11 protein-coding genes are annotated in these 13,406 nt (G+C 73.1%); 3 read left to right on the top strand and 8 right to left on the bottom strand.

Translation table 11 applies throughout. The features are described from left to right. Window positions 1–107: 107 nt before the first annotated feature. The 5 genes from fxsA to IE107_RS07305 all read right to left on the bottom strand — a co-directional run bounded on the left by fxsA (window position 108) and on the right by IE107_RS07305 (window position 7,522). Window positions 108–305 carry an FxSxx-COOH cyclophane-containing RiPP peptide gene (gene fxsA / locus IE107_RS07285; RefSeq protein ID WP_189542294.1) on the bottom strand — a complete coding sequence of 66 codons (198 nt, stop codon included), beginning with the start codon at window positions 303–305 and terminating at the stop codon, window positions 108–110. Between the two features lie 58 nt (window positions 306–363). Then, window positions 364–3,825, bottom strand: a complete 3,462-nt coding sequence (locus IE107_RS07290) for an SAV_2336 N-terminal domain-related protein (protein ID WP_229866750.1) — start codon at window positions 3,823–3,825, stop codon at window positions 364–366. Between the two features lie 7 nt (window positions 3,826–3,832). Beyond that, window positions 3,833–4,864 carry an AAA family ATPase gene (locus tag IE107_RS07295; protein ID WP_189542296.1) on the bottom strand — a complete coding sequence of 344 codons (1,032 nt, stop codon included), beginning with the start codon at window positions 4,862–4,864 and terminating at the stop codon, window positions 3,833–3,835. Window positions 4,865–4,955: 91 nt separating this feature from the next. Beyond that, window positions 4,956–7,022: a VMAP-C domain-containing protein gene (locus IE107_RS07300; protein ID WP_189542298.1), complete on the bottom strand. Its 2,067-nt coding sequence runs from the start codon at window positions 7,020–7,022 to the stop codon at window positions 4,956–4,958. Beyond that, window positions 7,019–7,522, bottom strand: a complete 504-nt coding sequence (locus IE107_RS07305; RefSeq protein ID WP_189542300.1) for a CU044_2847 family protein — start codon at window positions 7,520–7,522, stop codon at window positions 7,019–7,021. The genes IE107_RS07300 and IE107_RS07305 overlap by 4 nt, the downstream gene beginning before the upstream one ends. A 185-nt stretch (window positions 7,523–7,707) precedes the next feature. On the opposite strand from IE107_RS07305, the gene IE107_RS07310 reads away from it, so the two are divergent. Then, window positions 7,708–7,890, top strand: a complete 183-nt coding sequence (locus IE107_RS07310) for a DUF6104 family protein (protein ID WP_003961784.1) — start codon at window positions 7,708–7,710, stop codon at window positions 7,888–7,890. On the opposite strand, the gene IE107_RS07315 is transcribed toward IE107_RS07310, so the two are convergent. Further along, complete coding sequence (locus IE107_RS07315; protein ID WP_189542302.1) at window positions 7,891–8,748, bottom strand: hypothetical protein; 858 nt, start codon at window positions 8,746–8,748, stop codon at window positions 7,891–7,893. Window positions 8,749–8,902: 154 nt separating this feature from the next. On the opposite strand from IE107_RS07315, the gene IE107_RS07320 reads away from it, so the two are divergent. Beyond that, window positions 8,903–9,757, top strand: a complete 855-nt coding sequence (locus tag IE107_RS07320) for a DUF4097 family beta strand repeat-containing protein (protein ID WP_189542304.1) — start codon at window positions 8,903–8,905, stop codon at window positions 9,755–9,757. 1 nt (window position 9,758) lies between these two features. Beyond that, window positions 9,759–10,742 carry a PadR family transcriptional regulator gene (locus IE107_RS07325; RefSeq protein WP_189542306.1) on the top strand — a complete coding sequence of 328 codons (984 nt, stop codon included), beginning with the start codon at window positions 9,759–9,761 and terminating at the stop codon, window positions 10,740–10,742. A gap of 145 nt (window positions 10,743–10,887) precedes the next feature. On the opposite strand, the gene IE107_RS07330 is transcribed toward IE107_RS07325, so the two are convergent. Continuing rightward, window positions 10,888–12,282 (bottom strand): cellulase family glycosylhydrolase, encoded by a 1,395-nt coding sequence (locus IE107_RS07330; RefSeq protein ID WP_189542308.1) that lies wholly within the window; start codon window positions 12,280–12,282, stop codon window positions 10,888–10,890. A gap of 44 nt (window positions 12,283–12,326) precedes the next feature. Next, on the bottom strand, window positions 12,327–13,292 hold the full coding sequence (locus tag IE107_RS07335) for a zinc-binding dehydrogenase (protein ID WP_189542310.1): 966 nt from the start codon (window positions 13,290–13,292) through the stop codon (window positions 12,327–12,329). Window positions 13,293–13,406: the final 114 nt, after the last annotated feature.

The raw sequence follows: 13,406 nt of genomic DNA on the forward strand, positions 1-13,406 counted from the left end.
CCCCCGTCGCCGTCCCGAGGCGAGTATCCCTGGCTTGTCGCGCGGGCAAACGTGTACCTCACCACGATGTCCTGTTCAGCCGGTCCCCGGACCGAAATCGGGGGCCCTCAGAAGGCGTTGGTGAACCCCCACAGCATCTCCCGCGGCTGCTCGGCCCGCCCGCGCAGGTCCGCGACCACCTCGGCGAGCACCGGATGGTCCAGCGTCCGCAACGACTCCAGGTCGAGCTCCAGCAGATCCGGCAGCGCGTCCGGTCCGCCGGACGGTCCGCCCGCCGGCAGGTCCTGGTGTTGCGTCTCGTTCATCGTTCCTCCCCGTGACTTCGTGAACCCTGCCGTCCGCCGGTGCTCTTCTTCGAGCGGCTCAGCGCTCCAGTTCCGCCAGCCGCTCGGCGGTCGCCTCGCCCGCCGCGCCGCCGCCGTCCGGCAGCTTGCGCCATTCCTGGCGGGCCGCCCGGTACGCCCCGCGGGCGGCCCGGGGGCGGCCCGCCCTCTCGTACGTCATACCCCGCCAGTGGTTGGCTGTAGCACTCAACTCGATTGCTTGTGCGGACTGTTGCGGTCCGTCAAGCTCCGCCTCCGCCGCGCCGGCCGCCTCGGCGGCGCCCCGGAACGCCTCGGCCGCGTCGTCGAGCCGGGCCGGACGCTCCAGCACCCGGGAGGCGTCGAGGTGGGACCGGCCCAGCTCCAGCCAGCAGCGTGCCTCGGTCAGCGGGTCGGTCGCCTCCTGGGCGGCGAGGCCGAAGAGGTGCTCGGCCTCCCTGAGGTCGACCCGGTCCTCGGTGGCCCGGTGCCGCAGCATCAGCGCACGGCCCAGCATCAGCAGCCGCCCGGCCTGGCGCGCGCTCCCCGCCGCCGTCTCCGTACGGCAGTCGCGCAGTACCCGGATCGCTGCGCCGATGTGCGGGCGCCCGTCCGGCAGTTGGGCCCGGCGCAGCAGGGTGCCGCCCCATTCGGCGAGCAGGTCGGCATGGGCCCGCGAGTCGCGCGGTACGCCCCGGGCGGCGCGGGCGAACCAGTCGGCGGCGTCCACGAGTTCGTCCGGCTCACCGGTGTGCTCGTACCGCGCGACACCGACCCGGCCCGCCCTGATCTGGAGCGAGGCGCGCAGCCGCTGTTCGCGTACGGTCGCCAGGGCCTGCTGGATCAGGGTCGCGGCTTCGTCGGGTTCCTGGCCGGAGCCGAGCAGGGCGTCCACCAGGTCCAGCAGGATGCGCACCTCGGTGCCCAGGGTGTGCCGGCCGCCGCCCTGTTCGAACGCGGTGCGCAGGGAGCGTGCCGCCTGGCCCGCGTACACCCGGGACTGCTCGGTGTCGGTGGTGGCCCCGGCCAGTTTCAGCAGGGTCCGGCCGTGTGCCAGGGGCAGAGTGGTGGGGCGGTTCTCCTGGTCGGGCCAGACGTCGGCGAAGGCCTCCAGCATGCCGCAGGCGGCCTGGAGCAGCGCGGTGTCGCCGTCGAGCCGCCACTGCGCCTCCAGCGCCCGGACCCGTTCCAGCGTCAGCCGCAGGGCCTCGGCGGGTTCCAGTCCGGCGGCCGAGCAGGCGGCGGTGTACTCGCGGTCGGCGCGGCGCAGCAGCTCCAGCGCCCCGCGCCGGTCGCCGCGCCGCCGTCGGTCGTCGGCCGCGGCGTGCAGCACCTTGGCCAGTACGGCCCGTTCGCGCACCGCGGTGGGGTGTGCGGCGGCCTGCTCGGCGGCGTGCTCGGCCTCGCGGAGCAGTTCGGCGTCGCCCTGGACCTCCCACAGCCGCAGCACGCAGCGGGAGTACTCCGCCCACAGTCCGGGGTCGGCGCCCGGCCGCTCCTCGCGTTCGATGGCGCCGCGCAGCAGCTGCACGGCGTCGATGAGGTACTGCACCATGCTGTCCGACTCGAACTGCCGCACGAGGGCGCGGGCGCTCTCCACCGCCGCGTTCCGGGTCTGGACGGTGTTGCGGCGGCCGCCCCGTCCGGTCGTCGTCACGAACTGCTCGGGCAGCGGCATGAAACGCTCCAGTACGCGGACCGCGACCTCGGCGAAGGGATGGGGCACGCGTGAGGCGCCCGCGTCACCCTCCCCGTTCTCGGCGCCCTCTTCGATCTCCTCGTCGGGTGCCCCGCTCTCCATGGGATCCGCGCCGAGAGCGACCGGCCGCTCCGCGTACCTGCCTTCGCCGAGCTGGGCGAAGGCCAGGGCCGGGAAGTTCGGCCCGCCCTTGCCGAACCGCTGCTCGATGTACTGCGAACAGTGCTTGAGCACGAGCAGCGCCTCGTCGCGGCTCAACGGGCCGAGCAGCGCCTCCCGTACGCCGGGCGCGAATTCGTACCACTGGCCGTCGTACCGGCCGCCGTTCTCACCCCCGCTCCGTGACAGCAGCCCGCTCAGGAGCACCTCGGCGAGTTCGGAGGGGCCCGAGTGGGGCAGCATCGTGCGCTGCACCAGCTGCATCACCGGCAGGTGCAGCGGGGCCGCCGCGAGGTAGACCGCGAGCTGCCCGGCGGCCGGTGAGGCGGTCGCCCGGAAGCGGCTGACCAGCTGGAGCGAGGAGAGTCCGCCGCCGGGACGCTGTGCGGCCGCCGCCGGGTGATCGGCCCGCACCCAGCCGACCGCGCCGGAGATCTGCCCCGAGCCGGTGCCGGAGAGCAGCTTCGCCCAGGCCGCCAACGCCCCCTCGACCGGCGGGAGTACGGGGACGGCCAGGGCGCCCGGGTGCACGGCGGGACCGGTACCCGGCTGCTCCACGACCTTCAGTACGGCGGCTCCGCCGGGTCCGTCGCCCCGGGACAGCGAGCCGTGGGTGACCGGCAGTCTGGTCCGGTTCCACATCCGCTGCGGCAGCGGCTGGAGCACGGCGGCCGGGGCCTGTGCGGCCAGGTGGTGCAGCAGCCGGTGGGCCCGGCCGCTGTGCCAGAGCGGACCGGCGCAGTCGCTGACCAGGACGGTGACGCGGCGGCCGGTCGGATCGCTCAGCCGGTCCGCGGAGTGCAGGGGCGCCGCGGCCGGGTCGAGGCTGCGGCTCACTGCGGCGGCACCGTCCGGCCCCTGGTGCAGATAGCGCATCTGGACGTCTCGGAAGGCACCCAACTGGGCGAATATCTGCTGGAGTTCACCGAACATCCGGTCCCACACCCGCATCGAGGACGAGGCGTCCATGACGCACTGCAGGACCGCCTCGCCCCGGGACACGCCCCGGAACACCGGCATGATCAACCCGCCCGCGCGGGCGCTGAGTTCGGCGGTCGCCGTCTCGTCGAGGATGCTGCGCAGGGGCGGCGAGGCGGGGTGGTAGCGCTGCAAGGGCCTCAGTGCTCGCTGGAGTTCGAGGGGGGCGGGAAGTGCCGGGGCGGCGGGCACACCGAAGGTGAGGGCGGCCGTGCGGCCCGTCCGGGCGACTCCCGGACCGGCTCCCGGACGAGCACCGGTGCGCGGTACGGGGTAGAGGGTGATCCGGTCGGCGTCCCCGGGATCCGCTCGGGGCAGGGGTTCCTCGCGCGGCGCACCGGGTGCGGGCCTCACGGCGGCGGGCTCGGGCCCGGCGGGCCGCCGACCGTCCCCCCGCTCCGGGGGAAGGCGGACGGGCGGGGCACTCCCCCGCGCCTCCTCGTCCGGCGGCGCGTCCGGGTGGCGGGCCCAGCGGGCCAGCCAGAGCGCGTCACGGAGCTGCTCGACGTCGGGGTCGAGCCCGGCCTCGCGCAGCCGTGCCACGAACGCGGGGTAGAGCCCCGCATCGTCGGCGCCACGCGCATCGGGGTGGAGCCCCGCGTCGTCGGTGCCGCGCGCATCGGGGTGGAGCCCCGCATCGTCGGCGCCACGCGCATCGGGGGAGCGCTCCGGCCCGGCGCCCGCCATCAGCACATCACCTCGGCCGGTCGAGTCGCTGGATGAGCAGATCGGCGAGGCGGTCGCGGCCGGCCGGGGCGGCGGCGTCGGTGAGGTAGATCGCGTTCAGCAGCTGGTCCGTGGCGAGGAGTTCGCTGCGCGACCGCTCCAGGAAGTGGGCGATGAGATCGTCCCCGGAGCGCGCCGCCTCGTCGCCGAGGTGAGCTCGTACGAAGGTCGCCAGCCGCTGGTGGTCGGGGCGTCCGAGCTCCAGATGGATGCAGCGGCGCATCAGGGGCGCGGGGAAGTCCCGTTCGCCGTTGCTGGTGAGCACCACGAACGGGAAGGACGTGCACTGCACCCGGCCGCCGCGCACCTTCACCTTGTCGCCGTCGTCGTCGAGGACCTCCGCCTCGCCGTCGGGCAGCCGGTCGGCGATCCGCTCCAGTTCGGGGATGCCGAACTCGCCTTCCTCCAACACGTTGAGCAGGTCGTTCGGCAGGTCGATGTCGCTCTTGTCGAGCTCGTCGATGAGCAGCACCCGGGGCCGGTCCGAGGGAAGCAGCGCGGTGCCGAGCGGCCCGAGCCGGATGTAGCTGCCCACGCCGTCGGCGGCCGCGGCGCCGCCCGTACCGGCTGCTGCGCCGTGTGCGGCGATCTGCACGTCCTGGAGCCTGGCGATCGCGTCGTAGTGGTAGAGGCCGTCCAGCAGTGTCGTCCGGCTCACGATCGGCCAGCGCAGGACCCGGCCGAGCCCGAGCTCATGGGCGACGGAGTGGGCCAGTGTGCTCTTTCCGGCGCCGGGGGTTCCGGTGACCAGCAGCGGACGCCGCAGATAGAGCGCGGCGTTGATCATTTCGAGCTCTTCGGCGCCCGGCCGGTGGAGTTCGGCGATGTGCCGGTGGCCGCCGAGACGGCGGTCGGCGGAACCGTCCGCGTCCGGCTCGCCGGAGGCCGGGGCGCCCCGGCTCGCGAAGTCGCGCCAGGGGGGCGGCGGGGGCAACTGCTCGATGCCTTCGTGCGGTTCACCGGCCCCTCGGTAGATGAGCCACTCGCTGGGTTCACTCATAACGTGTTCCTCGTCATCACTCGTCCGCCAGGGGCAGCAGCAGTCGAACGTGGTTCACCGTAGCCATCCGGTCCGCACCCCGTAAGGGAAATCACGGTGCCTGCAGCAACGGTTCGGGCGGCTCCGATCGCGGTTTGCTGTACACGAGGGCGATTCCGTCCGACCAGAACATGTCGGGACGGCCCTCGCGCACCCCTTTTCTCAGCTCCTGGAGCTTGTGCGGGAGCCGGTCGGCCACGCCCGCCCCGTCGACCGTGTCGACGGCACGGAGGTGGAACTCCGTGCAGGCCGCGGTCCGTTGGGCCCTCGGGCGCCGCCACAGCACCACGCCGTACCCGGCTTCGAGCAACCGGCCGAACCCCACGAGGCTCTGGCCGTCGGCCCGGCCGTCGTAGCGGCAGAGCACCGGCACGGTCTCGTACGCCAGTCCGCGCAGCTCCGCTCTCATCGGCACGGGTACCCGCATACCGTCGTCGCAGTCGAGGACCGCGGCCCGCATCGGACCGGTGTGGGTGCGGTTCCAGCGCGCTTCGCGCTCCCGGGCGGCGTCCTCGGAGGGGGCGGGGCGCTCGTCCGAGCAGCGGATGACGACCGGCCGCTGGACTCCGAGCGGCCGGCTGTCGAAGGGGAGCTCCCACTTCTCCACCTCCAGGTCGAGCAGTGCCGGCTCCACCACGACCTGGAGGATCGCGGGGCTGTCGGGTTCGTCGCACATCCGGAACGCCTTCGCGAGGGCGGGTGCGAGCCTGGCGGGCAGTTCGTCGGCCCCGGTTCCCTGGTAGTTCTCGGTCACCGGCAGGTCGTCGTCGGACGGTCGGGCCACGACCCGCCAGTCGTACTGGTCCGGCTGCCAGGCGCGGGACTCCAGGTGCAGCACGACGACCGACGGGGAGCGCGGCGGCCGGACCGGTTCGCCGGCCGGCTCGGGGGTACGCAGGTGTTCGGCGCCCCGGTCGTACCGGCCCTGGTACCGCAGCTGCGCCATCTCGCGGCGGAACGGCCGCCGGAGCCGGTCCTCGGCGGTCTCCTTCACCCAGTCCCACAGGGCGTCCTCGGCGAGTTTGGTGGACGGCACCACATAGGGGCGTTCGGCGGCGATGGCGCTCATGCAGTAGCGCAGGATCCGCTCCAGCGCCTCGTCGCCCTCGCGCGCGTCGTAGAGGACCCCCAGGCCGTCGCGCCAGCCGCGGGGCGCCGGGGCGCCGACGGTCCGGTAGCCGTAGCCCAGGCCGCCGAGGATGTCGAGCAGGCTGCGGGTGCTGACCGGCGGAGGGAGCTTGGCGAGCCGCCCCAGCAGGTCGACGCGCTGCTGCGGGGTGAGCGCCGGGCCCGCCGCACAGCCCAGGTCCCGCTGGACGTCCGCCCAGGTCTCCTCGTCGTCGACGGGGTTGTTGTGCCGGTCGGCGTGGTAGCGGTCGTGGGCGTGGAACACGGCCTGGTACGGGTCGTCGGACTCGGCCGTGGCCGCCCGGAGGGGCACGGGCAGCGTCCGCAGCCGCTCCACGCCGATCGCCGTACCGCCGTTGGTGTCCATGGAGCGTGATTTGAGTACGCCGACGACCTCGCCCCGGGCCAGGTCGACGACGGGCCCGCCGGACATGCCCGCGTACAGCTGGCTCGCCTCGATCAGCACCTGTTCGTCGTCGTCGCACCAGTCGTCGACGGTGCCCACCACCCGGCACTCCCGGCCGAGCCGCTTGAGCGTTCCCGAGCCACCGTCCGCCCAGCCCGCGAAGTAGTACGCGCCGCGGTTCATGCCCGTGGAGCGTTCGCTGAGGTACACGCAGGGGTGCTCGACGGGGCGCAGCAGCTGGATGAGGGCGAGGTCGGGGGCCGGCCAGCCGCCGGTGCCCGGCCGCTCCTCGGGCAGGGCCGCCCTGACCGTGCCCCCGACCCGGACGGCGTCGCCGCCGCGGGCGGTCTTGTACACCACGTTCACCTGACGCCCCCTCCCCTCCATCGCGACGTGCGCGCACGTGAGGACCCAGCTCGGGGCGATGAAGAAGCCGCTCCCCAGGAAGTCGCCGTCGGACCCTTCAGGGGCATACCCGGGCTCCGGACGATGGATGCGCACCGTCGCGTCCTTCACGAGGCTCATCAGCGCGGATTCCGCGTCGTTCGGCCCCTGCCACGCGCCCCCGGCCGGCGGGGGCGTCACGATCCGCTTCCGTCGTCCGGCCGGGTGCCGCTCGCATGCGCCGATGCGCCGGTGGGTGCCCCGGCGGGAGAAACGGAGGGAGGAGCGGAGGGGATGGCCGGCTGCTGCCCCGGCGCCTGCGCGGGCACCTGCGGGTCGAGGGGCGGTCCGCCGCCGTTCCACGTCAGTGTGACCTTGATGGACCCCTTGGCCTCGCCGTCCGCGAGGAGTCCGACGACCTTGCCGGACTTCGCGGTGAGCTCGATGCCGAATTCCACACTGACCTCGTCGGGCCGCACGGCCCGCAGCGGCTCGGCGAGCGAGCGCGCGACGCTGGTCACGACCCCCTGCAGGCTCTCGACCCGGGCCTGCACCCGGTCGGCGATGTTCCCGGCGCCGATGTCCGTGAACGACGGGCCCGAGCCGGGCTGTGCCAGCTCCTCGGCGCCGGAGATCCGCGCCCAGACCTCCGTGCCGTCGGGCATCTCGATGCGCGTAATACGGGCGTCGCTGTCACCCATGAAACCCCCCGTTCCCCAACTACCCGCAGGCTAACGGCAGTACGCGCCCGATGCGAGGTGCACCGGCCAGGACGCGGGGATGGTGCGGGCCGGTTCTCGGCGGGCTCGCGCGGCTGCTCCGGACCGTGGCCCGGGGCCCCGCTCCCGGCCTCCGCACCGCTGTCACCAGGCATTAGGCTGGCCGCATGTACTTCACCGACCGCGGTATCGAGGAGCTGGAGAAGCGGCGAGGCGAGGAAGAGGTCACTTTCGAGTGGCTCGCCGAGCAGCTCCGTACGTTCGTCGATCTCAATCCCGACTTCGAGGTGCCGGTAGAGCGCCTCGCGACCTGGCTGGCCCGGCTCGACGACGAGGACGAGGACGAGTAGTCACTCGCGCCCGGTTCGGGCGTCCTCGGCGCCCCTGATCCGGTCGCGGGCGAGGCCGAGCGCCCCGTGCGCCAGCAGCAGCGTCCCGGCGATCACCCATCCACCGCCGCCGCGGCGCAGCCCCCAGAGGACCAGCGGCAGTCCGGCCGCGAGCTGGGCACCTGCCGGCACCCGGGCCCCGGGGCCGCGCGTCCAGGGGCCGAGGCGGCTGCCCTCGACCGTTTCGGGGTCGGCCCGGACCACCTCGCGCCACCCGGTCCGGACGAGCGGTTCCGTCCCGGTGCGCCTGTCTGCCGCCGCGTACAGCCGGTCGCCGGGTGTGTCCGGGTCCATCCCCGGCGGAAGGGCCAGACCGATCCGGGTCAGGACGGCGAGCAGACCGCGCAGCCGGATGCGCGCGTCGGCGTCCGGGTCCGGGTGGGTCAGCCCTTCGAGCGTCTGGATGTCCGGTACGGGGTCGAGGCCGAGGCGCTCGGCGAGCGTACGCATGGCCTCGTCCTCACCCGCCGGGGTGCCGTCGGCGAGCCAGACGTAGCCGACGGGACGGCGGAATCCGGACGCGAGCGTGCAGCCGGCCCGGTCGCCGTCCCACCACAGGGCGAGCACGGGCCAGGTCGAACCGACCGCGAGTGCGGTGACCCAGCCGGCCACGACCCGGTCGACCGGCTCCACATCCACAGCGCCCAGGCCGGCACCGGCGCCGCCCTGCCAGGGCTTTCCCTCGGGCACGAGGACCGACCAGCCGTCTCCGGCGGGAGCGAGCAGCATCCGCTCGCGCAACAGATGGGCCACCGGCCGCACAGTCTCCGGTTCGGCCCGGCACAGCAGCAGCGCCCCCGCAGGGGATGTCGCGTTCATATGCCACACGCTAGGGCAATTTGCCCACATTTGAAGCTATTTGATCCATCACCGATCACCTCACGCGCCTTGACTTCCCCGAACCGCGATATATCGTGTTCTGCAAGAGACGCGATATGTTGCGTCATTCCGTGCTCCCCGGGAGGTCAGATCCATGCCTGTGTCGACATGGGCCGTCGCCGAGCCCCAGAAACTGACCTTCGACGACCCCGTGACATCGCTCAACGTCCGCATCGTCGGAGGCACCGTCAATGTCGTCGGCACCGAGGACCCGACCGCCCGGCTGGAGATCTCGGGGATCGAGGGTCCGCCGCTGATCGTGACCCTGGAGGACGGCACGCTCACGGTCGCCTACGAGGACCTGCCCTGGCAGAACTTCCTCAAGTGGTTCGACCGCAAGGGCTGGCACCGCAGCGCGGTCGTCTCGCTCGCCGTGCCGGCCGGATCGGCGGTGGAGGTCGGTGTCGTCGGCGCGGGCGCCGTCGTGTCCGGCATCCGCGGGCGTACGGACGTACGGGGCGTCACCGGCGACACCACGCTCGTCGGGCTCGCGGGGCCGGTACTGGCCGAGACGGTCTCCGGCAGCGTGGAGGCCCAGTCGGTCACCGGCGAGCTCCGCTTCCACTCGGTCTCGGGCGATCTGACCGTCATGGAGGGCGCCGGGGCCTCGGTACGGGCGGAATCGGTCAGCGGCAACATGGTGCTCGACCTGGATCCGACCGGGAAGCCCACGGACATCCGGCTGACCACCGTCTCCGGCGAGGTCGCCATCCGGATGCCCCACCCGGCGGACGCGACGGTCGAGGCCAACACCGCGAGCGGCTCCGTCTCCAACGGCTTCGAGGACCTGCGGGTCAGCGGCCAGTGGGGAGCGAAGAAGATCACCGGCACGCTGGGCGCCGGGACCGGGAAGCTGAGGGCGACGACCGTCTCGGGATCGATCGCCCTGCTGCGCCGCCCGGCCGAGGACGGTCCGTACGATGCCGAGCCGACCGGAAAGGTGCTCTGACATGCCCCCCGTATTCGCCCACGGCCGCCTCCGCCTCTACCTGCTGAAGCTCCTCGACGAGGCCCCCCGCCACGGCTACGAGGTGATCCGGCTCCTGGAGGAGCGGTTCCAGGGGCTGTACGCCCCCTCTGCGGGCACGGTCTATCCGCGTCTCGCCAAACTGGAGGCCGAGGGCCTCGTCACCCATGCCACCGAAGGCGGCCGCAAGGTCTACTCGATCACCGACGCGGGCCGCGCCGAGCTGGCCGGCCGCACGGACGAACTGGCCGATCTGGAACTGGAGATCCGGGATTCGGTCTCCGAGCTGGCCGCCGAGATACGGGACGACGTACGTGGCGCCGCCGGCAAGCTGCGCAGCGAGATGCGGGCCGCGGCGGACGAGACCAGGCACACGGGTTCCGGTTCCGGCCGCAAGGGTGACTGGGAGTCCGCCTTCGGCGACTTCGGGGACTTCGGCGACAACGAGGCCTGGCGCGCCGCGAAGGAGGAGCTGCGCAAGGCCAAGCAGGAGTGGAAGGAGCAGGCCCGCCGGGCGAAGGACGAGTCCCGCCGTGCCCGCGAGGAGGCCCAGCAGGCCCGCCGCCAGGCCAAGGAGGCCCAGGACCGGGCGCGCGAGCAGATGCAGAACGCCGCCCGCCAGGTCCAGGAGCACTTCGCCCGGGGCGACTGGCCCTCGGGCGTACGCGAGGGGCTGGCCGAGATCACCGGCCAGCTGAGCGGCTTCGCCAGAGCGGGCGCCCGGCCCCCGTACGTCAAGCCGGAGCCCGCCGGCGCCGACCCCGACTGGGCCAGGGACACCGCCGGCACCGGCGACCCGGCCCGCGATCTGGACCGCCTGCTCGACCGCTTCCGCGACGACATCCGCGACGCGGCCCGGGACCGGGGTGTCACGGAGGAGCAGTTGGCGAAGGCCCGCGGCCATCTGTCGACGGCGGCGGCCCGCATCGGGGCGCTGCTGCGGAAGGACGGCAGCGGGGAGAAGTGACGGAGCGGGGCGGGGGCGGGGGGTCGTGCGCCGGGGCGCGGCCCGGGAGGGCTCGGCGCACGGACCGGGGCACGACCCGAAGCCCCGGAAGGCCGAAGGCTCAGCCCGCCTTCCTGAACCGCCCCGCGTCCCCCTTGAACCCTGCTCAGCCGCGCGCCGTCCAGGCCACCGTCACCGTGACGCGCACCCCCTTCCGGGCCCGGACGTGCACCTCTCCCCCGTGCCTGCGGACCTCGGCGCGACCGTCCACCGAGACCCGCCACCGCCCGGCCGTCGGCGGCAGCGAGATCTCCGTGGTGCCGCGGCGGCCCGCCGTATAGGTGAGCCGGTACACGCGCGCGGTGTCGTCATAGGTGTCGGAGTGGACGGTTCCGGCGACGGCGGGTGCGTACGGTGTGGCGGTCCGGTCCTTGTTGGCGGCGAAGTCCCCGTTCTCGTCCAGGGCGCAGTAGCCGCCGCCGTAGCACCACACCCAGCCGGCCCAGCCCGAGGTGTAGCGGTTCAGGGAGGCCATCGCGTCCTGGTAGAAACGGCCCATCTGGGGAAGCGTGTTGTTCAACGGGCCCCACTCGCCGACGACGACCGGAATGTGCTGCTGTGCCGGGTAGGCGGTGACGGCGGCCTCGTACGACTCGATCCAGCCCGCCGACGGGTCGTAGTCGGCGCCCGCCTCCATCGCGGTGTTGTAGAAATGCGGTGCGTAGACGACCCGGTGATCCTTGATCACGCCCAGCCCGGTGGGGACACCCTCGCCGACGGCGGGGGTGGGTTCGACGAAGAGCCAGGTGGAGCGGTCCACCGAACGAATGGCGCGGGCCAGCCTGTTGTACATCGGGGTGAGCTGGCGGGCCTCGATGCGCCGGGCGGCCGTCGGCAGGTCCTCACCCTCCTGGAGCTCCCCCATCGGTTCGTTGATCAGGTCGTAGCCGATGACGGCGGGGTGATGCGCGTAGCGGTCGGCGACGACCTTCCACATCTGTGCCTGGGCGCGCTGGAGATCGGGGTCCTCGTAGAGATGGGTGAAGGCACGCTGCACGGCGGGCTCGAAGTACTCGGAGAACCAGTCGTCGGGGTGCGGGGTGAAGGGCAGCCCGTCGGTGCGGGTCGCCCAGGCCGGGATGCCCCGACTGCCGAACGCCGGGCCGAACACGTCCTGGTGGGCATCGAGCACCACCCGGACGTCGTACTTCCGCGCCCAGCCCAGGACCCGGTCGATCTTGCGCAGATACCCGGTGCTGTACTGGCCCCGGCGCGGCTCCAGGTCGTCCCAGAAGATCAGCAGCCGGGCGAAGTCGAAGCCCTTGGCCCGCAGATCGCGGAAGTGCTTCTCGGTGATGCCGGTCAGCGCCTGGTCACCGCTGTTCGCCTTGTCCGCGAAACTCCATCCGCGCAGGGTGAGGGTGCGGCCCTCGTCGTCGGTGAGACGAGGGATGCCGGGCCGATCCGGTGGTGCGGGATGTGCATCGGCGACAGGGGCGAGCGCCCCCGCCGCGAGCACAGCCGAAGCGACGACCGAGGTGAGTACGCTGCCTAAGCCCATCCGTATTCGCATGGCGCAGATCAGAGCAGTTCACCCCGCACACCTCAAGAGCAGGTGAGCACAATTTTTCCGAACTGGTCGCCCGCCGCCAGCCGTTCGAACCCTTCGCGGGCCCGGTCCAGCGGCAGCACCTCGTCGATGACGGGCCGCACTCCGGTGGTCGCGCAGAAAGCCAGCAGGTCCTCCAGCTCGTCCTTGGAGCCCATGGTCGAGCCGACGACCTTCAGCTCCAGGAAGAAGATCCGGGTCAGCTCGGCGTGCGAGGGCCGGTCGCCGCTGGTCGCGCCGGAGATGACGAGCGTGCCGCCGGGGCGCAGCGACTTCACGGAGTGGGACCAGGTGGCCGCGCCGACCGTCTCGATGACCGCGTCGACGCGCTGCGGCAGCCGCGCCCCCGGCTCGAAGGCCTCGATCGCGCCGAGTTCGACGGCGCGCTTGCGCTTGGCCCCGTCGCGGCTGGTGGCGAAGATCCGCAGCCCGGCCGCCCGGCCGAGCACGATCGCGGCAGTGGCGACGCCGCCGCCCGCGCCCTGGACGAGGACCGAGTCGCCGGGTCGTACCCCGGCGTTGGTGAAGAGCATCCGGTACGCGGTGAGCCAGGCGGTCGGCAGGCAGGCGGCCTGCTCGAAGCTGAGCTCCTTCGGCTTGGGCAGCACGTTCCAGCTGGGAACGGTGACCTGCTCGGCGAAGGTGCCCTGATAGCGCTCGGTGAGGATGGAACGGGGTTCCGCCGGGCCGACACCGTGACCGGTCTGGCCGATGACGGAGTGCAGGACGACCTCGTTGCCGTTCTCGTCGGTTCCGGCCGCGTCGCAGCCGAGGATCATCGGCAGCTTGTCCTCGGCGAGGCCGACGCCGCGCAGGGACCAGAGGTCGTGGTGGTTGAGGGAGGCGGCCCGGACGTTGACGGTGGTCCAGCCGGGGCGGGTCTCGGGGGCGGGGCGTTCACCCAGCTCAAGGCCGTTGAGGGGCTGGTCGCGGTCGATGCGGGATGCGTAGGCGGCGAACATGGCCCCGACGATAGGCCGGGGCGTGGCCGGGCGTAACCGGCCGCGGGTGTGACGCGCACCGCGCGGGGCGGGCGGGGCGGGTTCAGCTGCTCCGGCGTTCGAGGAGCGGACCTC

The organism is Streptomyces gelaticus (assembly GCF_014649535.1).
GTDB lineage: Bacteria > Actinomycetota > Actinomycetes > Streptomycetales > Streptomycetaceae > Streptomyces > Streptomyces gelaticus.